Genomic DNA, 20,292 nt, shown 5'->3' with positions numbered 1-20,292 from the left:
CCATGCCATGAAGCGTATACTTATCGTGACAGGACAGTCTGGTTCAGGAAAATCTTCAGCTCTTCAAGTTTTGGAAGATTTGGGCTATTACTGTATTGATAATTTACCTTTGGCATTGCTGCCTGAAATTGTAGCAAAGCTAGATCATGAAAATAATCTTGAACAACTCGCTTTAGGTGTAGATGTCCGAAGTACAAGGGCAGATATGCAGGAGTTCGATCATGTTTTTGAGCAATTACAAAAGCATGGTACGGTTGATGTGATTTACCTGACGACACAAGATCAAGATTTAATTGCTCGATTTAGTGCTTCACGTCGCCCGCATCCGTTGGCGAACCGTTTCAAAAGCCTTTTACAGTGTATTCATGAAGAAAAGCAGTTGCTGATTCCAATTCAGTTCCGTGCCACTGTTCATATTGATACCACAGATAAAAGTGTTCATGATTTAAAACATATCTTGCTGTCAAAATTAGGGCAGTCGGATAACCTGATTGTTATATTGCAGTCATTTGGTTATAAACATGGCATTCCTTTAGATGCTGACTATGTTTTTGACGTACGGCATTTACCAAATCCACATTGGGATTTAGAATTACGCCGTTTTTCTGGTTTAGATGAGCCAGTAAGACAGTTTTTAGAAGCAAGTCCGCAAGCAAATGAAATGTTTGAGGACATACACCACTTCTTAAAAAAATGGTTGCCTGCATTTGCTGAAGGGCATCGTCACTATATGACGATTTCAATAGGTTGCACAGGCGGCCAGCATCGTTCAGTTTATATGGTAGATAGACTAAAACAAGCACTTGAGGCAGAATGGACTGTTCAGGTCTTACACAGAGAAATGAAGCACTGGTCATGATAGACACAACTGTTGATGTAATTAATAAACTCGGTTTACATGCACGTGCATCAGGAAAACTGATAGAGGTCACTACGAAGTTTCGTTCGTCAATTCAGATTGGTAAGGGCGATCATTTGGTAGATGCAAAGAATATTATGTCGTTACTGATGTTAGGTGCAGGTAAAGGGACCACTTTACGTTTGGTCATTGATGGCGCTGACGAAGAACAGGCATTAAATGAAGTACAGGCGTTATTCGCCGCAAAATTTTATGAGGCAGATTAATCGTGGCACGTCGTCCCCAGCGTTATACTGAAGAAGATTTTGATTCTTTAGAAGGACGTGCAAGTAAAACCGAACAGAAAAAAGCAGTTCAACGTATGGCTGCTTTAGGTGAGCAGTTAGCACAACTTTCTATCAAACAGATTCAAAAACTTCCAGTTGATGAGCGTTTAATTGATGCTCTTTTAGAAGTCCAGAATATTAGTTCGTTTGAAGCACGCCGTCGCCAGTTTCAGCGTGTTGGTAAACTCTTGCGTAATGAAGATGAGACAGTCATTTTGTCTTATTTGACACCTCAACAAGGTGCGAAAAAGCAAGCTCAACTTATGCGTTGGGTAGATCGTATGATTGAACAGGGTGATCCTGCAATCAATGAGTTTAGCAAAATTTATAATGCATCAGAGCGTCATACTTTGCGTCAACATGTGTTAAGAATTAACCGTGATAAAACTCAGCAAGTTGCAGAAGCAGATCTTGAAGCATCTAAAAAGAAGTTTATTAACTACGTGCAACAAATTGCTTTATTGTCAGATCAAGGCTAATACCTTTCAAATAAAAAAGCGACGTTCAATACGTCGCTTTTTTATTTGAAAATATTTAAACGCGCTCCTTTGCCCATTCACGCAAGATAAATTTTTGTAATTTGCCTGTTGATGTCTTTGGAATTTCGGTAATGACCACATCCTTAGGAACTTTAAAGCGAGCAAGCTCTTTTTGGCAGTGTGCAATAATTTCTTCAGGAGTTGCTGTAGCACCTGTTTTTAATTCAATAAATGCACATGGTACTTCTTGCCAACGTTCATCGGGTTTTGCCACAACAGCAGCTGTTAAAACTGCAGGATGCTTATATAAAACGTCTTCTACCTCTAAAGATGAAATATTCTCTCCACCGGAAATAATAATATCTTTGGAACGATCCGTAATTTTTGCATAACCATCTGGATGACAAACCGCTAAATCTCCAGTGTGGAACCAACCACCTGCAAATGCCTCTTCAGTTGCTTTTGGATTTTTTAAATATCCCTTCATCACAATATTGCCACGGAACATAATTTCTCCCATGGTTTCACCGTCATTTGGTACAGGTTGCATCGTTTCAGGGTCTAGCACTCGCATACTGTCCTGAAGCGGGTAAGGCACGCCCTGACGTGAATGTAGTTGTGCTTGCTCTGTAATAGAAAGATCGCTCCATCCTGCTTGAGAGGCACAAAGCGCGGATGGTCCATAAGTTTCAGTTAAACCATAAACGTGGTTTACATTAATTCCAATATTTCGCATACCTTCAATCACGGCGACAGGAGGTGCTGCTCCCGCAACCATAACTTCTACATGATGTTCTAAGTTCGGCTGTTTTTCTTTAGGTAGATTAATAATCATGGACAGCACAATTGGAGCACCGCAGAAATAATCAACTTTATGTTTTGCAATAAGCTGCATAGCCAGTTCAGGGTCAACTTTGCGTAAGCAAATATTGGTTCCACCACTGGCTGCAATACTCCATGCAAAGCACCAGCCATTACAATGGAACAGAGGAAGCGTCCATAAATAAACGGCTCGAGGTTTCATGCCACAGGCTAGAATATTGCTCGCTGCATTTAAGTAAGCCCCACGGTGGTGATAAACCACTCCCTTAGGGTTGCCTGTTGTCCCAGAGGTGTAATTTAAGCTAATCGCATCCCACTCATCTTGCGGCAAATGCCATTCAAAATTAGCATCACCTTGAGCAATCCATTCTTCATATTCAAACGAACCAAGAAATTGATTTTCTCCCTCATATTCTTCATCAGCTACATCAATCACAATAATACGTTGGTTAGGAATCAGTGAGAGGGCTTCTCTGGCTAAATTAACAAACTCTGGGTCAACTAAAAGTACTTTAGTTTCAGCATGCTCTAGCATAAAGGCGATGGTTTTAGCATCTAAACGAGTATTTAATGTATTAAGAACAGCACCAGCCATAGGTACAGCAAAATGTGCTTCGATCATTGCGGGTATATTGGGCAATAATACAGAAACAGTATCATTTTTAGTAATACCTAATTGTTGAAGCTGAGAGGCAAATTGCCGACAACGCTGATAAGTTTCTTTCCACGAAATATAGCGATTGCCATGAATAATCGAAGCCTGATCTGGATATATATAAGCTGCCCGTTCTAAATACCGCAAAGGGGATAACGCAATAAAGTTTGCTTGTGTACGTGGTAATTCATCGTATGCACTAACCATGTGAAACAACTCCATGTTCTATTTTTTAATTCATTCTTTGAAAATATGACTTAATATTAATCAAAGCATTAATGCTTTAGTCTTAAACAGAAATACCCCTCAGTCAGAAAATGAGCACAAATGCTATTTCCATCATGTTAAATCAGTTCTGATGAATAATTATCCTATTTATGTATTTCTTAAAATTTATGAGAAACACTTACGAAAGTCACTTATTGCTGTTTACCATATAACCAACATCTATTTATGATTTTATGAGCACAAAGGTTTTCACTTGGCGTGAACAAGTGTAAAATCTTTCTGGTTTTTAATTTTGATTTACACCGTTTTTATATTTTGAGGTTCGCCTCGATCATAATCTCGCGGTGAAATGCTCCTTCGTATAGGGCATCACTCCTTAAGGATTTTTTTATGCCAATTATCACATTGCCAAATGGCGATCAAAAAAGTTTTGATCACCCTGTATCTGTTATGGAAGTCGCTCAAAGTATTGGGCCTGGTTTAGCAAAAAACACCGTTGCTGGACGAGTAAATGATCGCCTAGTTGATGCATGTGACTTAATTACCGAAGACTCGACCTTACAAATTATCACTCCAAAAGATGAAGAAGGTCTTGAGATCATTCGCCATTCTTGTGCACACCTTGTAGGGCATGCTGTAAAGCAGCTTTTCCCTGAAGCTAAAATGGTGATTGGTCCAGTCATCGAAGAAGGTTTTTATTACGATATCTGGATGCCACGTCCTTTCACATTAGATGACATGGCAGCGATCGAAGAGCGTATGAAAAAGCTCATCGACCAAGATTACGATGTTGTTAAAAAAATGACACCACGTGATGAAGTCATTGCTGAATTTACTGCACGCGGTGAAGAATATAAATTACGCTTGATTGCAGACATGCCTGAAGAAACACAAATGGGCTTGTACTACCATCAAGATTATTTAGATATGTGTCGTGGTCCACACGTACCAAATACTAAATTTTTAAAATCATTCAAGCTTACAAAAATCTCTGGCGCTTACTGGCGTGGTGATGCAAAGAATGAACAGCTTCAACGTATTTATGGTACTGCTTGGGCTGATAAAAAACAGTTAGCAGCTTATATCAAGCGTATTGAAGAAGCTGAAAAGCGTGACCATCGTAAAATTGGTAAAGCGTTAGACTTGTTCCATATGCAAGAAGAAGCACCGGGTATGGTGTTCTGGCATGCAAATGGTTGGACTATTTATCAAGTACTAGAGCAGTACATGCGTAAAGTTCAGCAAGACAATGGTTACCAAGAAATTAAAACTCCACAAATCGTAGACTTTACGCTTTGGGAGAAATCTGGCCATGCAGCAAACTATGCAGAAAACATGTTTACGACTCATTCAGAAAGTCGTAACTATGCTGTAAAGCCAATGAACTGTCCTTGTCACGTTCAAGTGTTCAACCAAGGCTTGAAATCTTACCGTGATTTACCAATTCGTTTAGCTGAGTTTGGTTCTTGTCACCGTAATGAACCATCTGGTTCTTTACACGGTATTATGCGTGTTCGTGGCTTTACCCAAGATGATGCACATATCTTCTGTACTAAAGAACAGATTGGAAAAGAAGTTGCAGACTTTATTAAACTCACTTTAGATGTTTATAAAGACTTTGGCTTTGAAGAAGTTCAAATGAAGTTGTCTACTCGTCCGGAAAAGCGTGTAGGTGATGACGCACTTTGGGATTTAGCTGAAAAATCTTTAGCAGATGCTTTAGATGAAGCTGGTCTTAAATGGGAGTTGCAGCCGGGTGAAGGCGCATTCTATGGTCCAAAGATTGAGTTCTCTTTAAAAGACTGTCTTGGTCGTGTATGGCAATGTGGTACCATTCAGTGTGACTTCAACTTGCCAGTTCGTTTAGACGCTTCTTATGTAACTGAAGAAAACGAACGTGATCAGCCTGTAATGTTGCACCGTGCAATTCTTGGTAGTTTTGAGCGTTTTATTGGTATACTAATTGAACACTACGCTGGTTTTATGCCGCCTTGGTTATCACCTGTACAAGCATGTGTCATGAATATTACCGATGCTCAAGCTGAAGCAAGTGAACAAGTTGTGGCAAAACTCAAGGAAAATGGCCTTCGCGCTATTTCTGACTTGAGAAATGAAAAAATCGGATTTAAGATTCGTGAGCGTACTCTAGAGCGCATTCCTTACCTGTTAGTTCTTGGTGATCGAGAAGTTGAAGAAGGTACAGTGAATGTACGTACTCGCTCAGGAAAAAATTTAGGTACTATGTCAGTGGATGCTTTCATTGACTTAGTGAAATCTGCCGTCGCCGAACGTGGCCGGTATATTGTGGAGTAAGAAAGATTAAACAGCCTGACCGTAACCAACAACAAGGTGCAAAGAGTAACCGTCCAGCAATTAACGATGAGATCCGTGCAAAAGAAGTACGCCTCGTCGCTGCTGATGGTGAGCAAAAAGGAATTGTTTCATTAAATGAAGCACTGCGTGCTGCTGAGGATGCAGATCTTGACCTTGTTGAGATTGTCGCAAACGCTGAGCCGCCTGTTTGTAAAATCATGGATTACAACAAGCACTTGTTTGACCTGAAACAGAAGCAAAAAGATGCCAAGAAAAAACAGCATCAAGTGCAAGTGAAGGAAATCAAACTACGCCCAGCAACTGATGTAGGTGATTATCAAGTTAAGCTTCGTGCTATTTTGAAGTTCCTTGAAGAAGGCAATAAAGTCAAAATCACCTTACGTTTCCGTGGTCGTGAAATGGCTCACCAACAACTTGGTTTAGCTCAATTACAAAAAATTGAAGCAGATGTAGCTGAGTTTGGGGTTGTAGAGCAAGCTCCGAAAATGGAAGGTCGACAAATGGGTATGTTACTTGGACCTAAAAAGAAAAAGTAATACTCAAAAAAAGCACTGCAAAAGCAGTGCTTTTTTTTGCTTGTCATTTTGTGGTTTAGTTCCTTTAAAGTGCGATTTAATAACTTTTTGAACCAAAGTTATTCTCAAATTTTATGTGTTTTTTGGTGTTGGAAATATTATTGTATTACCCAAAACATGATATAACGCAAGACGCAGTCATGATAACGATGAATAGGAAAATAGAATGATTGATCTATATTATTGGGGCACACCCAATGGACATAAAATCACAATTGCCTTAGAAGAAATGGGACTGGATTACACTCTTTATCCAATTAATATTTTAGAAAATGATCAATTTCAACCCGACTTCCTAAGAATCTCTCCAAATAATAAAATTCCTGCAATTGTTGATCAGGATGGTCCTCGTGGTGAGCCAATTTCAGTATTTGAATCAGGCGCAATCTTACAATATTTAGGTCGAAAAACTGGCTTGTTCTATCCAACTGACGAGCAAGAGCGAGTTGAAGTAGAACAATGGCTCATGTGGCAAATGGGTGGTTTAGGCCCGATGTTAGGACAAAATCATCACTTCAATCGCTTTGCACCAGAGAAAATTCCTTACGCCATAGAGCGTTATTTGAATGAAACTAAACGTCTATATGGTGTATTAAACAAACAGCTTATAGGGCAAAAGTTTGTTGCAGGCGAATACTCAATTGCGGATATGGCAATTTTACCTTGGATTCTGCGCTATGAATGGCAGGGTATTCAATTAGAGGACTACCCATATGTACAAGAATACATTGTTCGCTTAACAGCACGTCCAGCTGTACAAAAAGCATTATCAATTAAAGTCATCTAATTTTACTTGATAGGTAATGAATAAAGTGAAAGGTGATTTGGTTTAATTAGAATGCTAAGTTACTTTTTACTTTTTTTGAGTGCTTTTGGGGCGGCTACATTATTACCGCTACAATCAGAAGCTGTACTCGCTGCTTTATTATTAAAAAATCAACAGTCCGCTTTTCTTCTCATTTCAATTGCTACTTTCGGAAATGTACTCGGTTCATGTGTGAACTGGTGGTTAGGTTTAAAAATAGAACAGTTTAAACATAAAAAATGGTTCCCAGTTTCTGAAAAACGTTTAGAACAAGCTCAACGTTTTTATCATAAGTATGGCTTTTATTCGCTGCTTTTAAGTTGGACACCTGTGATTGGTGACCCTATTACTTTGGTTGCTGGCTTATTCAAAGAAAATTTTTGGCGCTTTTTATTTATGGTTCTTATTGCTAAGGCTGGGCGTTATATTTTCATTTATTGGGTAATTACAGACTTTATTTAAAGTAAAAGCATCCGAAGATGCTTTTATTAAAAGGATTTAATTAGTCTTCTGAGCTTTTGGTAATGTCGACTTTAAATAGGTCGTTGGTTTTTAACCAACAGAACGTGACCACTGCAAGTGTCATACAACCACCAAAAATAGTCGCGGCAATCGTTCCCAAATATTTAGCTGCTAGGCCTGATTCAAATGCACCCAATTCATTACTAGATGAAACGAACATTCCATTTACAGCCGCAACGCGACCACGCATATTTTCTGGCGGGAAAATTTGCAAAATGGTTTGTCTAACCACAACTGAAATACTGTCACAAGCACCTGTCATCGCCAGTGCAAATAGTGATAACCACATATTGTTTGAGAAAGCGAAAAGAATCGTAAATATACCAAACCCAGCAACTGCGAGTAGCATGTTACGCCATGCGTGTTGAGTTGGAGGAAAACGAGTCAAAGCAATCATGGTAATGAGTGCACCAATAGATGGTGCTGCACGCAGATAACCTAAGCCTTCTGGTCCCACTTTTAAAATATCTTCTGCAAAGATAGGCAGTAGGGCAATCACACCTCCAAATAAAACAGAGGCAAGGTCTAGAGAAATAGCCCAGAGAACTATTTTGGTTTTCCATATAAAGCGGAAACCATCACCTAAGCTTTCTAATACATTGGTAGTTTCAATTTTAGGAAAGCTTCGTTTTTGTAATAAATTAATGAGAATAAAACAGATGCTGAGTAGGGCTGCAACACTAAAAAGACTGGTTTCTCTACCTAAGTAAGCAAGCATAAACCCACCTAGCATAGGCCCAATAATCACGCCACTTTGCCAACCAATCGTTGTCCATGTTGCGCCATTGGCATAAAGCTCGCGTGGAATTAAGAATGGTTTCAATGATGTGGCAGAGGGATTGTAAAACCCACGTATGGTACCTAAGCCAAAAATCACTGCATAAATACCCCAAGAAAGGAAATTTACACTGATATGACCTAAACCATGCAAATGAAACAGCAACCACAAAACTAAAGGTAGAGGCACTGAGAAAAATAAACAGATTTTCATAATGACCTGTTTATTAAATTTATCAGCAAAATAGCCACCCCAAAGCGATAGGGCAATAAATGGAATGGCTTCTGCTAATCCAATTAAGCCTAAAGTTAGAGGGTCTTTGGTAATTTGATAAAGTGAATAAGCAACAATAATTTCTTGAATCAAAATTGCTAACGTTAAGCAAAATTGATTAATGGTAACAATAGAGAAATCTCTATAGCGCAGTGCAGCGAATGCATCATGTTTCTGCATTTGAAATATCGTATGTTGATAATTTGAACATATTATAGAGTGAAATAAGCCACGATGCTGAATTTATTAGCAATCACTACCTTCTAAAAAAATGATATGAATTTTTTAGTTTGTTAAGTTGGTAATCCAAAAAAATGCTAAGAGTAGTTTTAATTTTAGTCAGCATGCTATAAAATACGCGCTTCCTTACCTGCAGGTCGATTTTGCAATGGTGCGATCGCGCCGAACAGGTGCCTAAAAGAGGTTACTATGGCTAAGTTAAAAACTCGCCGTGGTGCAGCTAAACGCTTCAAAGCGACTGCAAACGGTTTTAAGCGTAAACAAGCGTTCAAGCGCCACATCTTGACCAAAAAATCTGCTAAACGTATCCGTCAATTACGCGGCTGTGTAATGGTTCATGTTTCTGACATGAATTCAGTTCGTCGTATGTGCCCATACATCTAAGGAGATTATAAATGGCTCGTGTAAAACGTGGTGTAGTGGCTCATCGTCGTCACAAAAAAATTCTTGCTCGCGCTAAAGGTTACTATGGTGCTCGTTCACGCGTTTACCGCGTAGCGTTCCAAGCGGTAATCAAAGCTGGTCAATACGCTTACCGTGACCGCCGTCAAAAGAAACGTCAATTCCGTGCTCTATGGATTGCGCGTATCAATGCTGGTGCTCGTCAAAACGGTTTGTCTTACAGCCGTATGATCGATGGCTTGAAAAAAGCTCAAGTGATCATCGACCGTCGCGTATTAGCTGACATCGCTATGCATGATGCAGTAGCATTTGCTGCTTTAGCTGAAAAAGCTAAAGGCGCATTAGCTGCATAAGCTTAGAGATTCAAAGAAAGACCGCTTTTTAGCGGTCTTTTTTATTTTTAGCGGTTCTATTTTAAAAAGAGAAAATAATCAGAGATAAATGATGAAAGACGAAAAATTTTTAAATGATTTAATTCAAAAAGTGCAGCAAGGTCACCAGTATAAATACTTATATTTCTGGGGACATACTCCTAAACAAGCTGATCTTGTTGATAAAAGCTGTTTTAGCCAGTGGTTCCCTGCGCAATTTAAGGTGGAAGGTGTCGAGTACTTTACTGCTGAGCACTATATGATGGCGCAAAAAGCAAAATTATTTAATGATGAAGAAATTTTTGCACGAATTTTGCAGGTTAAACATCCGAATGAAGCGAAGCAGCTAGGCCGTAAAGTGCGTAATTATGACGAACAGATATGGCAAGAAAATCGTTTTGACATCGTGGTGCAGGCGAATTTTGCTAAATTTTCACAGCATACTGAATTGAAAAAATTCTTATTGGCAACGAAAGACCGTATTTTGGTTGAAGCATCTCCAGTCGATAAAATTTGGGGTATTGGTATGGCGCAAGACCATCCACACATCCAAGATCCATCTCTATGGCAAGGTCTAAATTTGTTGGGATTTGCTTTAATGCATGTTCGAGAGCAGTTTTTAACTGAGTAGGTGCATGTGAGACTAATCAATACTTCATTCTAAAAAGTAGTGACGTGAGGGGAGTGAATTGAAACCATTAAATGACACAGATATTCGTATAGCAACATTTAAGGATGCATTATCTATTGCAGAAGTACATGTGCAAGCTTGGAAAGAAACCTATACCGGTATGGTTAAGCAAGAAATATTAGATGAGCTTAACGTACTAGATAAAGAACAGTTATGGAAAGAGATAAGCAGAAGTCCTAATCATAAGTTATTTATCTATACTGAAAATGGAGTAGTAAAAGGCTTTCTCGATGGTTATTTAAATCCAGAAAATAATGTTGCTGAAATTCTTGCTTTTTATCTTTTAAAAGAAGTTCAAAAACAAGGCATAGGTCGTGAGTTATTTCAAAAGTTCTATCAATGCGCTTTAAATCAAGGTTATGCTTTTATTCGTTTAGAGGTTTTTAATAAAAATCCGAGTCGCTTCTTCTATGAAAAAATGGGAGCAAAGTTAATTGCTGAAGCCGAACTACCAGAGTTCGGCTTCGGAATAACAGAGTTGCTTTATCAATGGGAACTTTAATCAAGATTAAAGCCCAAAATAATAAGCTAAGGCACAAATAATAATGGTTAAAATAATGAGCTTGATTACACCTGTTCCACCAGTTTTATGATGAGGTGCTTTTAAATGAGTTACGGACTCATTTGTTGCATCAAAAGGAGAGGGTTTCTCAACAGGTTTTAATTGAGCAGTTTGATAATGATTGGCAGCTTTAACAATCAGCTTTGCAAACAGATCATCAGTTTTATGGGTAAAATTTCTTAAGTTAATAATTTGTTCTTGGTCTAAGTCTTCCCCTAAAGGATCATTTGCGGCGCGTTTCTTTTGCTCCAAATAATCTGATAAAGCTTGGGTGCGGTAGAGGAGTTGGTGTGCACAATCAGCTGGATAATTTTCAGGAATAAGAGCAAGAGTTGGTTGATGATCTATTGAGATTTGATGAGTTGACCCATCAAAATATTTTTTCTCAAATTTAGGTTCTTCAAAACCTGCTGCATACTTACTTCGAAATAACTCAGATTCCATAAAGTCAGCAATTTCATCCCATTGAGGTGCTTTTAAGTCAGCATCAACTTTCTTAGATAATTTTTCATTCAGTTCAAAACGCCAGAAAGTTTCTAAACGTAAATCACTACGCTGATTTAAAGGTGGCTCAAATTCATTATCACTGCTGTACCATTCGGCAAGCTCATGGCCAAAAATCCATGCGATTTTTTTATTGTTTTGATGGCTCACAATAAAATGGGTATAGGGTAAAAGTTCTACATTATTATTTGGATTCTGCTCTTCATTTAAGATGGTTGATAAGTGAAGAGAGATTTGGGTTGTTCCCTGTTTTTTGAGTGCTTCTAGCCAAACTTGGAAATGTTGAGCAAGTAAATGCTGTGAAATTAAGTCACGAAACTGAAAACTATGTTGATCAAAAATATGATGTTGTCGCCATTGGTTGAAGCTTAAATTCTGGCGAAGGTATTCATTACCGTAGGTCACAAGTGTAAGTTGTTGTTTCCAAATCTGATTGAGCGCCATAATAATTGATCTCATTGACGATAGTATTATTTTATACGTTTTATCTTTTTGTTGCCTAATACATTTTTCATGATGGATAAACTTCATCAATACGGTGAAAAACTGTTAGAATGCAGTGTTTTATTATATTTTTAAATTTGTTGCTTTGAGAGTTAATATGTCACTGGAAGCCCTGACCACAGAAGCGCTTGCTGCCATTGCAGCAGCTCAAGACCTTGTTGCACTTGATCAGGTGCGTGTGCAATTTACAGGGAAAAAAAGCCAGCTTGCAGAACAATCGAAAGCATTAGGGAAAATGGACCCTGAAGAACGCAAAGTACAAGGTGCTGCGATTCATGCTGTTCGAGAAACAATTAATAGCGCTTTAACTGAGCGTCAAACGGCATTACAACAAGCTGCGCTAGCGCAAAAACTAGCAAATGAGACCATTGATATTACTTTACCAGGTCGTGGACAGCGCATTGGTACAGTTCATCCTGTTACTCAAGTACAAGAACGTATTTGCCAGTTCTTTACTAAAGCTGGTTTTACGGTTGCAACAGGACCGGAAGTTGAAGATGACTATCATAACTTTGAAGCATTAAATATTCCTGGGCACCATCCTGCACGTGCCATGCACGATACTTTCTATTTCGATGCAAACCATTTGTTGCGTACGCATACTTCTGGTGTGCAAATTCGTACCATGGAAACAAGCCAGCCGCCAATTCGTATTGTATGTCCGGGCCGTGTATATCGCTGTGACTCAGACCAAACGCATTCGCCAATGTTCCATCAAATCGAAGGTTTGTACGTTGCTGAGAACACCAGCTTTGCTGAATTAAAAGGTTTATTAATTAACCTACTGAATGAATTTTTTGAGAAAGATTTAAAAGTACGTTTCCGCCCATCATATTTCCCATTTACAGAGCCTAGTGCAGAAGTGGATATCATGGATGAGCGTGGACGTTGGTTAGAAGTATTAGGCTGTGGCATGGTACATCCAAATGTATTACGCGCTGCAGGTATTGATCCTGATAAATACAAAGGCTTTGCTTTTGGTTTAGGGGTAGAGCGTTTTGCAATGTTGCGTTATGGCATCAATGATTTGCGTATGTTCTATCAAAATGATGTGCGTTTCTTACGCCAATTTGCCTAACATTTTTTCAGGATTAAATAAGGTTTATAAAGATGAAGATTAGCGAAAATTGGTTACGCACATGGGTTAACCCAGCAATTGATAGTGATACATTATCTGATCAGTTAACTATGCTTGGTCTTGAGGTAGATGAACTAGCACCTGTTGCTAAGCCATTTACTGGGGTTGTGGTTGGTGAGGTTCTAACAGTTGAACAGCATCCAGATGCAGACCGTCTACGTGTCACAACAGTGAATATTGGTTCAGGTGAGCCTCTGCAAATTGTATGTGGTGCTCCTAACGTTCGTGCTGGCATGAAAGCACCTGTCGCAACTATTGGCGCAGTATTACCAGGTGATTTTAAAATCAAAAAAGGTAAGCTTCGTGGTGTCGAGTCACAAGGTATGTTGTGCGGTGCTTCTGAAATTGACCTTGAAGATAAAATCGATGGTTTGCTTGAGCTACCTGCCGATGCTCCAGTAGGGGTAAACATCCGTGAATACTTAAAACTTGATGATAACGTCATCGATATCAGTATTACACCAAACCGTGGTGACTGTTTCAGTATCCGTGGTATCGCACGTGAGATTGCGGTAATCAACCAACTGCAAATGAATGAGCCTGAAATCAAATCAGTTGATGCGACAATCGCTAATGAGAAAAAAGTAGTGATCAGCACGGATGGTGCTCCACGCTACTTAGGACGTGTAGTTAAAAACGTAAATATAAAAGCTGCGACCCCAGAGTGGATGGAACAAGCTTTAGCGCGTTCAGGAATTCGTACTCACAGCATTCTGGTTGATGTAACGAACTATGTTCTCATGGAATTGGGTCAGCCAATGCATGCTTTCGATTTAGCTAAAATTGAAGGAACTGTGCACGTTCGCCAAGCTAAGCCACAAGAAACGTTACAACTTTTGAATGATCAAGAAGTTGAGTTGCAAGAAGATATAATGGTGATTGCGGATGACCAGAAAGCATTAGCAATCGCTGGTATTATGGGCGGTCTAGCATCAAGTGTAACTGATGATACAGCTGATATCTTCTTGGAGAGCGCATTCTTCGCTCCACTTGCGATTGCTGGGCGTGCTCGCCGTTTTGGTTTACATACAGATTCTTCGCAACGTTATGAACGCGGTGTAGATTTTGAATTGCCATTAATTGCGATGAATCGTGCTTCTCAGCTCATTCAAGAATTAGCGGGTGGTGAGTTTGGTCCTATCACTGTAGCTGAAAAAACGGATTTACTTCCAAAACGTGAAGCTATTGAACTTAAGCAAGCTCAAGTAGACCAATTATTGGGATATCAAGTTGCTGCTGATTTCATTACAGATGCTTTAACTCGACTAGGGTGTAGCGTAACTGTTAAAGCTGAAGGTGAGTGGAGCGTTGTTCCTCCATCACATCGTTACGATATGGCAATTTATCAAGATTTGATTGAGGAAGTTGCACGTATTGATGGGTATGACAATATCCAAATTAGTCTACCAAGCATGGATGTTCAGCTTGCTAAGTACCAAGATCGTTTTGAAATTGCACAGTTACGCCAAACAGTAGTTACTTTGGGCTACCAAGAAGCAATTAGTTTTAGCTTTGCTGATGCAAAACTTGAAAAGCAATTGAACCCACAAGTAAATCCATTAATGCTCGCAAATCCAATTTCAAGTGATTTGGCAGCAATGCGTAGCACTTTGCTTTCTAGTTTAATTCCTTGTGTCCAATATAATTTAAATCGTCAGCAAAGCCGTGTGCGTTTCTTTGAGCTTGGTTTGCGTTTTGATTATCAAAATGCTACGTCTATTCAAGACTTAAAGCAAATCCCGACATTAGCTTTAATTGCTGTAGGTTCTCGTGAACCAGAGTCATGGCATGTTAAGCCACAGCCAATGGATTTCTTCGACTTCAAAGGTGAAGTAGAAGAAGTTTTAGCTGCTGGACGTGTCAAAGTTGAATATGTACGCTCAGAGCGTGCTTGGTTACATCCGGGACAATCAGCTGAAATTTTAGTTGATGGTAAATCAATTGGTTACCTAGGCCGTTTGCACCCATCTTTAGAAAATGAGCTCGATTTGAGCACAACTTGGGTTGCTGAGCTTGATCAGGCAGCAGTTTTGCAATCTTATGTATCTAATTTTACAGAATTATCACGTTTTCCTTCGGTTAGACGTGATATTGCGCTTTTAATCTCTGATAATATAAATGTTAGAGATATTCAGCAGTTAATCGAAAAAACTGGTGGAGAGCTTTTAGACTCTACTTGGTTATTCGATGTGTATACGGGGCAGGGTGTCGAAGAAGGTAAACGCTCATTAGCGTTTGCACTACTATGGCAACATCCTTCACGTACGCTTGAAGATGCTGAAATTAAATCTGGTATGGACAATATAATCCAAGTGTTGGAAAACACTTATCAAGCGACATTGAGGGCCTCATGACAGCACTAACTAAAGCAGACATGGCTGATCATTTAAGTGAGTTAACCAGCTTAAATCGCCGTGAAGCAAAACAAATGGTCGAGTTGTTCTTTGACGAAATTAGCCAAGCGCTGATTGCGGGTGAGCAGGTTAAGCTTTCTGGTTTTGGTAATTTCGAACTTAGAGATAAACGCGAACGTCCAGGACGCAATCCTAAAACAGGCGAAGAAATTCCAATTTCTGCTCGCCGAGTAGTGACCTTTAGAGCAGGTCAGAAATTTAGACAACGTGTTGGAAATGAGCAGATCGATTGATCTGCTTTTTTTTATTTATAATTTTTAATGGTTTGGAATAAAGTATATTTTATAGGTGATAAATATTATTTAAATAATATATAACGTAGCTATTGTTTAAATTATAAAATTTAAGCATAAAAAAAGAGGACATAAAGTCCTCTTTTTTATCTAATCTAGAGTATAGATTAGTGTGCAGCAGAAGCAGCAGCATCAGTAGCAGTAGCAGCAGCGTCAGAAGCAGCAGTAGCAGCGTCAGAAGCAGCAGCAGTTTCAGAAGCAGCAGCGTCAACAGCAACAGCAGCTTCAGAAGCAGCAGCAGTAGCTTCAGAAGCAGCAGCTACAGCTTCAGAAGCAGCAGCAGCAGCTGGAGCTTCTTCTTTCTTAGAACAACCAACGAAAGCTAAAGTAGCGGCAACAGCAGCAGCAACAGCGAATTTTTTGAATAACATGGCATCACTCTCACAAAAAAATTTGAGATTAAAAAAACCTAAGTTAGGCTGTTTTGCTTTTATTATTCCTAAACGTAGCTAGGTAACAACGCATGGAGCAGTCTAACTGGTCTGCCGCTATGCTATCACTGCGAATGTTGAAATACTACTGCCACCTGTCAAAAAAGCGTAGAAAAAACGAAAAAACAGGCTGTTTTTTAACAGAAAAAAACAATCAATTAGATTAAACATATTGGAAAAGGTATAAGTAAGCTACTAAAAAACCTAATTTTTTTATACTAAAAATATTTGTTTTCAAAAACTTAAATATATTCTTACATAGAAAACAACAAAATGTATTTTTGTGTAAAGCTTGTCAACCAAATAAAAAAGCTACTCAATAGAGTAGCTTTTTTGAATGATAGTAAAATTGATTAAGTTGAAGCTTTACGTTTCATTTGATCAAAGAAATCATCATTTGTTTTGGTTTCTTTCATACGATCAAGTAAGAATTCCATAGCAGCCAACTCATCCATAGGGTGAAGAAGTTTGCGGAGAATCCAGACTTTACGTAATTTATCTTCATCCATTAGACGTTCTTCGCGACGTGTGCCAGACTTTTTGATATTCATGGCAGGGAAGACACGCTTTTCAGCAATACGGCGATCAAGCGTAATTTCTTGGTTACCAGTACCTTTGAATTCTTCGTAAATTACATCGTCCATTTTACTGCCAGTTTCAATAAGCGCAGTAGAAATGATCGTTAAAGAACCACCTTCTTCGATGTTACGGGCAGCACCAAAGAAACGTTTAGGACGTTCTAATGCGTGAGCATCTACACCACCTGTTAGTACCTTGCCAGATGAAGGAATTACAGTGTTGTATGCACGAGCTAAACGTGTAATAGAGTCAAGCAAAATCACAACATCTTTTTTATGTTCAACAAGACGTTTTGCTTTTTCAATCACCATTTCTGCAACTTGTACGTGACGTGCAGGTGCTTCATCAAATGTTGAGGCAACAACTTCACCGCGTACAGTACGCTCCATTTCAGTTACTTCTTCTGGACGCTCATCAATAAGTAGAACAATAAGGAAAACTTCCGGATTGTTTCTAACAATAGATTGAGCAATGTTTTGAAGTAACATTGTTTTACCCGCTTTTGGCGGTGCAACAATAATTGAACGTTGACCTTTACCAATTGGGGCAACTAAGTCGACAACACGAGCAGTTAAGTCTTCTGTCGTACCATTACCTAGTTCCATAACCAATTGTTCGGTTGGGAAAAGAGGAGTTAAGTTTTCAAATAAAATTTTATTTCGAGAATTTTCTGGCGTGTCATAGTTAATTTGATTAACTTTGAGCAACGCAAAATAACGCTCACCTTCTTTTGGAGGGCGAATAGTACCTGTGATGGTATCACCTGTACGCAAGTTAAAGCGTCGGATTTGTGAAGGACTCACATAAATATCATCCGGACCTGCTAAATACGAACCTGCGGCAGAGCGCAAAAAACCAAAACCATCAGAGAGAATTTCAAGAACGCCGTCACCAAAAATTTCTTCGCCATTCATTGCATGGCGTTTCAAGATGGCAAAGATAATATCTTGCTTTCGGTTACGAGCCATACCTTCAAGGCCCATAAATTCAGCAATTTTAATTAGTTCGCCGATTGGTTTTTTCTTGAGTTCAGTTAAATTCATAAGGGTCAGAATTAGGAAAGAGTAGAGTGTGGTTTAAAAGAAGAAAAATCGCTCGCATACAAAAAAGAGTATCGCAATTGTATTTACACAATAACAATTCAGAAGTCTGATTAACTGTTTCGAAGAGAAATGTGAAAAAACAATTTCTGTTGCCGAGTGGCGATCTTTATGTTTGTGTCTTGTAAGAAGCCGGACAGAAGACGATTCCCTTCAGTGCCTCTTGAGCATGCAATATAAGTGAGATCAGCTAATTTGTCAATTTATAGCCGAAAAAAATACGCTATATAGGTATAGCGTATTTTTATCTATAACGTTTCGTTTTAAACGTTTTCGTCAATAAAGCTAACGAGTTTAGAACGAGGTACAGCACCGATTTGTTGAGCTACTACTTCACCATTTTTGAAAAGTAATAGAGCAGGAATATTACGGATATTGTATTTTACTGCAGTATCTTCACAAGAAGTCACGTCAACTTTAACGATTTTTACTTTACCAGCATATTCACTTGATAAATCTTCAAGAACAGGTGCAATGGCTTTACAAGGCGCACACCAACCTGCCCAGAAGTCAACAAGTACAGGTGTTTCAGCATCAAGAACATCTGCTTGGAAGTTATCATCAGTTGTATTTACAATAGTCGCAGACATGGTACGGCTCCAATTTTTAGAAAAAAGTGCTATCACTGTGTGAGGATATAATCTCTATCAGTATTACATAGCTACTTAGTTCAATGTAAGGGTTTGATGCTATTATTCAAGGCTTAACTAAATTTGTCTAATGGATGCTCACGATATTCATCATCGGCTTGTACAATCGTTTAACAAATAGAAAAATATCGATGGCTAATAAATGTTGATGAAAATGGCTTTTCAATTGCATTCTTGTGAATTACTCTAGGCGTGAATTGTTATGGGTTTAGTTCAATAATGTCTGACTTTCTGATTGATGAAGAATTACTTGCGGCCATAGATATGGGGTCGAACAGTTTTCACCTTGCGATTGCACGGGTAGATCACGGTGAAGTTAAAAAAGTGGCTTCAATGTCAGAGAAAGTACAGCTTGCAGCTGGTCTGGATGAAAATAAAAACCTAACAGAAGCAGCGCAACAACGTGGATTAGCATGTTTAGCTCGTTTCGTTGGACGTTTAAGTTCGGTTCAACCCAATCGTTTAAGAATTGTGGCGACCAACGCTTTACGTCAGGCCAAAAATGGTCATGAATTTATTCAAAAAGCGGCCGAAATTTTACCTAAACCTATTGAAATTATTGCGGGTCGTGAAGAAGCTCGTTTGATTTATCTTGGTGTATCTCACACGATGGCTAATGGTGGACGTCGTTTAGTTGTAGATATTGGTGGGGGATCTACCGAGTTTATCATTGGCGAAGAGTTTGAGCCAATTTATACCGAATCATTACAAATGGGATGTGTAGCTTATACAAAAGCTTATTTCGCTGATGGCGAAATCACACAAAAAGCCTTTGATAAAGCTGTAGTCGCTGCCCGTAAAGAACTTTCAGCAATCGCAACGACTTATAAGATGGAAGGTTGGGATACTGTTGTTGGCTCAAGTGGAACGATTAAAGCTTGCCGTCAAATTATGGTGAATATGGGGTTAAGTGACGAACAAGAAAATGTCACTCGAGAAGGCCTATATAAACTCAAAGATAAACTACTTAAGTTCAAAAATATTTCTGAAATTGATTTTGAAGGTTTACGAGAAGATCGACGAGCAGTTTTGCCAGCCGGATTGGCAATTTTGTACGCAGTTTTTGAAGTTTTAGAAATTGAACGTTTGGCATATTCTGATGGTGCATTACGTGAAGGGGTCATGTATGACCTGTTAGGTCGTTTCAAGCATGAAGATATTCGTGATCGTAGTGTACAGGCCTTAATGGGGCGCTATAACGCCGATCCTAAACAAGCAGAACGTGTCGTAAATACAGCCCAACATTTATTTGATGGTGTTGCAAAATCACTTAATTTAACCAGTGAAGACAGTGACTTACTACGTAGAGCAGCCTATTTGCATGAAATTGGTTTAGCAATTAGTCATGGTGGTTACCATCGTCATGGTGCTTATTTATTACAGCATTCTGATATTCCTGGTTTCTCACAAATTGATCAAAATCATCTTTCACATTTAGTTGCTCACCATCGACGTAAATTACGTAATGATGTAAAAAATGAAGTTTTGAAGGCTGGCGGTAATAAATTACTTTACTTAAGTTTATTACTTCGCCTTGCAGTTTTACTCAATCATAGTCGCAGTGATCAGATGCTTCCTGCCATTGAATTAACCATCATAAATGATCAACAATGGCAGCTTAGTGTTTCTGGTGATGCCAAACAATGGCCATTGTTAGTTGCCGACTTGCATGATGAGCAAGAGCAGTTTAAGCATTGGGACATTGAATTGAATATTCAGTCGGAAAAATTTATCGATTAAAGGGATAATATTCGACC

General features: G+C 38.9%; 22 protein-coding genes and 1 pseudogene. 17 read left to right on the top strand and 6 right to left on the bottom strand.

The annotated features are described in order from the left end of the window. Positions 1 to 7 precede the first annotated feature (7 nt). The 3 genes from rapZ to yjgA are packed head-to-tail and all read left to right on the top strand — an operon-like array spanning position 8 to position 1,664. Positions 8 to 859, top strand: a complete 852-nt coding sequence (gene rapZ / locus ACLCEG_RS12100) for an RNase adapter RapZ (protein WP_019458134.1) — start codon at positions 8 to 10, stop codon at positions 857 to 859. Continuing rightward, positions 856 to 1,125: an HPr family phosphocarrier protein gene (locus tag ACLCEG_RS12095; RefSeq protein ID WP_019458135.1), complete on the top strand. Its 270-nt coding sequence runs from the start codon at positions 856 to 858 to the stop codon at positions 1,123 to 1,125. The genes rapZ and ACLCEG_RS12095 overlap by 4 nt, the downstream gene beginning before the upstream one ends. A 2-nt stretch (positions 1,126 to 1,127) precedes the next feature. After that, positions 1,128 to 1,664, top strand: coding sequence for a ribosome biogenesis factor YjgA (gene yjgA, locus ACLCEG_RS12090; RefSeq protein WP_004698595.1), 537 nt, complete (start codon positions 1,128 to 1,130; stop codon positions 1,662 to 1,664). A gap of 55 nt (positions 1,665 to 1,719) precedes the next feature. Here yjgA and ACLCEG_RS12085 read toward each other — a convergent pair whose 3' ends face one another. Then, the gene (locus tag ACLCEG_RS12085; RefSeq protein WP_410567680.1) at positions 1,720 to 3,348 is read right to left on the bottom strand and encodes an acyl-CoA synthetase; all 1,629 of its coding nucleotides are present in this window, start codon (positions 3,346 to 3,348) and stop codon (positions 1,720 to 1,722) included. Positions 3,349 to 3,759: 411 nt separating this feature from the next. Here ACLCEG_RS12085 and thrS point away from each other — a divergent pair, with 411 nt between their 5' ends. From thrS to ACLCEG_RS12065, 4 genes are all read left to right on the top strand, one after another. Beyond that, positions 3,760 to 5,682, top strand: coding sequence for a threonine--tRNA ligase (gene thrS / locus ACLCEG_RS12080; RefSeq protein ID WP_019456642.1), 1,923 nt, complete (start codon positions 3,760 to 3,762; stop codon positions 5,680 to 5,682). Between the two features lie 5 nt (positions 5,683 to 5,687). Beyond that, a complete protein-coding gene (gene infC / locus ACLCEG_RS12075) occupies positions 5,688 to 6,239 on the top strand; it encodes a translation initiation factor IF-3 (RefSeq protein WP_077162708.1) in 552 nt (183 codons plus the stop codon). 205 nt (positions 6,240 to 6,444) lie between these two features. Continuing rightward, the gene (locus tag ACLCEG_RS12070) at positions 6,445 to 7,065 is read left to right on the top strand and encodes a glutathione S-transferase N-terminal domain-containing protein (RefSeq protein ID WP_019456643.1); all 621 of its coding nucleotides are present in this window, start codon (positions 6,445 to 6,447) and stop codon (positions 7,063 to 7,065) included. A gap of 51 nt (positions 7,066 to 7,116) precedes the next feature. Next, on the top strand, positions 7,117 to 7,545 hold the full coding sequence (locus tag ACLCEG_RS12065; RefSeq protein ID WP_033846493.1) for a YqaA family protein: 429 nt from the start codon (positions 7,117 to 7,119) through the stop codon (positions 7,543 to 7,545). Between the two features lie 40 nt (positions 7,546 to 7,585). On the opposite strand, the gene nreB is transcribed toward ACLCEG_RS12065, so the two are convergent. Continuing rightward, positions 7,586 to 8,836 (bottom strand): nickel resistance MFS transporter NreB, encoded by a 1,251-nt coding sequence (nreB, locus tag ACLCEG_RS12060; RefSeq protein WP_134262295.1) that lies wholly within the window; start codon positions 8,834 to 8,836, stop codon positions 7,586 to 7,588. 139 nt (positions 8,837 to 8,975) lie between these two features. Here nreB and ACLCEG_RS12055 point away from each other — a divergent pair. The 5 genes and pseudogenes from ACLCEG_RS12055 to ACLCEG_RS12035 form a co-directional block, all read left to right on the top strand. Further along, positions 8,976 to 9,074, top strand: a pseudogene (locus tag ACLCEG_RS12055) (hypothetical protein); the annotation flags it as partial. An 11-nt stretch (positions 9,075 to 9,085) separates the two neighbouring features. Beyond that, on the top strand, positions 9,086 to 9,280 hold the full coding sequence (gene rpmI, locus ACLCEG_RS12050) for a 50S ribosomal protein L35 (RefSeq protein WP_002054552.1): 195 nt from the start codon (positions 9,086 to 9,088) through the stop codon (positions 9,278 to 9,280). Between the two features lie 11 nt (positions 9,281 to 9,291). Then, positions 9,292 to 9,651, top strand: coding sequence for a 50S ribosomal protein L20 (rplT, locus tag ACLCEG_RS12045; protein ID WP_000124858.1), 360 nt, complete (start codon positions 9,292 to 9,294; stop codon positions 9,649 to 9,651). A gap of 91 nt (positions 9,652 to 9,742) precedes the next feature. After that, complete coding sequence (locus tag ACLCEG_RS12040) at positions 9,743 to 10,300, top strand: NADAR family protein (protein ID WP_410567678.1); 558 nt, start codon at positions 9,743 to 9,745, stop codon at positions 10,298 to 10,300. Between the two features lie 58 nt (positions 10,301 to 10,358). Continuing rightward, positions 10,359 to 10,862 (top strand): GNAT family N-acetyltransferase, encoded by a 504-nt coding sequence (locus tag ACLCEG_RS12035; RefSeq protein ID WP_347914002.1) that lies wholly within the window; start codon positions 10,359 to 10,361, stop codon positions 10,860 to 10,862. 6 nt (positions 10,863 to 10,868) lie between these two features. Here ACLCEG_RS12035 and ACLCEG_RS12030 read toward each other — a convergent pair whose 3' ends face one another. Further along, positions 10,869 to 11,870 (bottom strand): hypothetical protein, encoded by a 1,002-nt coding sequence (locus ACLCEG_RS12030; RefSeq protein WP_107973746.1) that lies wholly within the window; start codon positions 11,868 to 11,870, stop codon positions 10,869 to 10,871. Positions 11,871 to 12,027: 157 nt separating this feature from the next. Here ACLCEG_RS12030 and pheS point away from each other — a divergent pair, with 157 nt between their 5' ends. From pheS to ACLCEG_RS12015, 3 genes are read left to right on the top strand one after another with little or no spacing between them, the layout of a single operon-like run. Next, complete coding sequence (gene pheS, locus ACLCEG_RS12025; RefSeq protein WP_002054514.1) at positions 12,028 to 13,008, top strand: phenylalanine--tRNA ligase subunit alpha; 981 nt, start codon at positions 12,028 to 12,030, stop codon at positions 13,006 to 13,008. Between the two features lie 32 nt (positions 13,009 to 13,040). Continuing rightward, on the top strand, positions 13,041 to 15,422 hold the full coding sequence (pheT, locus tag ACLCEG_RS12020; RefSeq protein WP_410567675.1) for a phenylalanine--tRNA ligase subunit beta: 2,382 nt from the start codon (positions 13,041 to 13,043) through the stop codon (positions 15,420 to 15,422). Continuing rightward, a complete protein-coding gene (locus ACLCEG_RS12015; RefSeq protein WP_000126166.1) occupies positions 15,419 to 15,715 on the top strand; it encodes an integration host factor subunit alpha in 297 nt (98 codons plus the stop codon). Before pheT ends, ACLCEG_RS12015 begins: the two co-directional genes overlap by 4 nt. Positions 15,716 to 15,882: 167 nt before the next feature. On the opposite strand, the gene ACLCEG_RS12010 is transcribed toward ACLCEG_RS12015, so the two are convergent. Then, positions 15,883 to 16,146: a hypothetical protein gene (locus ACLCEG_RS12010; protein WP_410567673.1), complete on the bottom strand. Its 264-nt coding sequence runs from the start codon at positions 16,144 to 16,146 to the stop codon at positions 15,883 to 15,885. 92 nt (positions 16,147 to 16,238) lie between these two features. Between ACLCEG_RS12010 and ACLCEG_RS12005 the strand changes: the two genes are divergently transcribed. Continuing rightward, a complete protein-coding gene (locus ACLCEG_RS12005) occupies positions 16,239 to 16,373 on the top strand; it encodes a hypothetical protein (protein WP_077162702.1) in 135 nt (44 codons plus the stop codon). A 186-nt stretch (positions 16,374 to 16,559) separates the two neighbouring features. Here the strand turns inward: ACLCEG_RS12005 and rho are convergent, their stop codons facing one another. Both rho and trxA read right to left on the bottom strand, forming a co-directional pair. Beyond that, entirely contained in the window at positions 16,560 to 17,828 is a 1,269-nt protein-coding gene (gene rho, locus ACLCEG_RS12000; RefSeq protein ID WP_001054522.1) for a transcription termination factor Rho, read from the bottom strand. Between the two features lie 320 nt (positions 17,829 to 18,148). Continuing rightward, positions 18,149 to 18,475 carry a thioredoxin gene (gene trxA, locus ACLCEG_RS11995; protein WP_002054512.1) on the bottom strand — a complete coding sequence of 109 codons (327 nt, stop codon included), beginning with the start codon at positions 18,473 to 18,475 and terminating at the stop codon, positions 18,149 to 18,151. A 279-nt stretch (positions 18,476 to 18,754) separates the two neighbouring features. Here trxA and ppx point away from each other — a divergent pair, with 279 nt between their 5' ends. Next, positions 18,755 to 20,275 carry an exopolyphosphatase gene (gene ppx, locus ACLCEG_RS11990; protein ID WP_004698565.1) on the top strand — a complete coding sequence of 507 codons (1,521 nt, stop codon included), beginning with the start codon at positions 18,755 to 18,757 and terminating at the stop codon, positions 20,273 to 20,275. Positions 20,276 to 20,292 lie beyond the last annotated feature (17 nt).

Source organism: Acinetobacter sp. H1(2024), from assembly GCF_046557555.1.
Classification (GTDB): Bacteria; Pseudomonadota; Gammaproteobacteria; order Pseudomonadales; family Moraxellaceae; genus Acinetobacter; species Acinetobacter seifertii.
The sequence above is the reverse complement of the archived record's forward strand: the minus strand, read 5'-3'. Positions and strand labels throughout refer to the sequence as shown.

Excerpts from the sequence above, each read along its gene's own strand:
- ACLCEG_RS12040 (WP_410567678.1), top strand. The coding sequence starts at position 9,743 with ATGAAAGACGAAAAATTTTTAAATGATTTAATTCAAAAAGTGCAGCAA.
- ACLCEG_RS12065 (WP_033846493.1), top strand. The coding sequence starts at position 7,117 with ATGCTAAGTTACTTTTTACTTTTTTTGAGTGCTTTTGGGGCGGCTACA.
- rapZ (WP_019458134.1), top strand. The coding sequence starts at position 8 with ATGAAGCGTATACTTATCGTGACAGGACAGTCTGGTTCAGGAAAATCT.
- pheS (WP_002054514.1), top strand. The coding sequence starts at position 12,028 with ATGTCACTGGAAGCCCTGACCACAGAAGCGCTTGCTGCCATTGCAGCA.
- ACLCEG_RS12070 (WP_019456643.1), top strand. The coding sequence starts at position 6,445 with ATGATTGATCTATATTATTGGGGCACACCCAATGGACATAAAATCACA.
- ACLCEG_RS12005 (WP_077162702.1), top strand. The coding sequence starts at position 16,239 with ATGGAGCAGTCTAACTGGTCTGCCGCTATGCTATCACTGCGAATGTTG.
- ACLCEG_RS12030 (WP_107973746.1), bottom strand. The coding sequence starts at position 11,870 with ATGGCGCTCAATCAGATTTGGAAACAACAACTTACACTTGTGACCTAC.
- rplT (WP_000124858.1), top strand. The coding sequence starts at position 9,292 with ATGGCTCGTGTAAAACGTGGTGTAGTGGCTCATCGTCGTCACAAAAAA.
- rpmI (WP_002054552.1), top strand. The coding sequence starts at position 9,086 with ATGGCTAAGTTAAAAACTCGCCGTGGTGCAGCTAAACGCTTCAAAGCG.
- nreB (WP_134262295.1), bottom strand. The coding sequence starts at position 8,836 with ATGCAGAAACATGATGCATTCGCTGCACTGCGCTATAGAGATTTCTCT.
- thrS (WP_019456642.1), top strand. The coding sequence starts at position 3,760 with ATGCCAATTATCACATTGCCAAATGGCGATCAAAAAAGTTTTGATCAC.
- ACLCEG_RS12095 (WP_019458135.1), top strand. The coding sequence starts at position 856 with ATGATAGACACAACTGTTGATGTAATTAATAAACTCGGTTTACATGCA.
- trxA (WP_002054512.1), bottom strand. The coding sequence starts at position 18,475 with ATGTCTGCGACTATTGTAAATACAACTGATGATAACTTCCAAGCAGAT.
- ACLCEG_RS12015 (WP_000126166.1), top strand. The coding sequence starts at position 15,419 with ATGACAGCACTAACTAAAGCAGACATGGCTGATCATTTAAGTGAGTTA.
- ACLCEG_RS12010 (WP_410567673.1), bottom strand. The coding sequence starts at position 16,146 with ATGTTATTCAAAAAATTCGCTGTTGCTGCTGCTGTTGCCGCTACTTTA.
- ACLCEG_RS12085 (WP_410567680.1), bottom strand. The coding sequence starts at position 3,348 with ATGGTTAGTGCATACGATGAATTACCACGTACACAAGCAAACTTTATT.
- ppx (WP_004698565.1), top strand. The coding sequence starts at position 18,755 with ATGTCTGACTTTCTGATTGATGAAGAATTACTTGCGGCCATAGATATG.
- rho (WP_001054522.1), bottom strand. The coding sequence starts at position 17,828 with ATGAATTTAACTGAACTCAAGAAAAAACCAATCGGCGAACTAATTAAA.
- pheT (WP_410567675.1), top strand. The coding sequence starts at position 13,041 with ATGAAGATTAGCGAAAATTGGTTACGCACATGGGTTAACCCAGCAATT.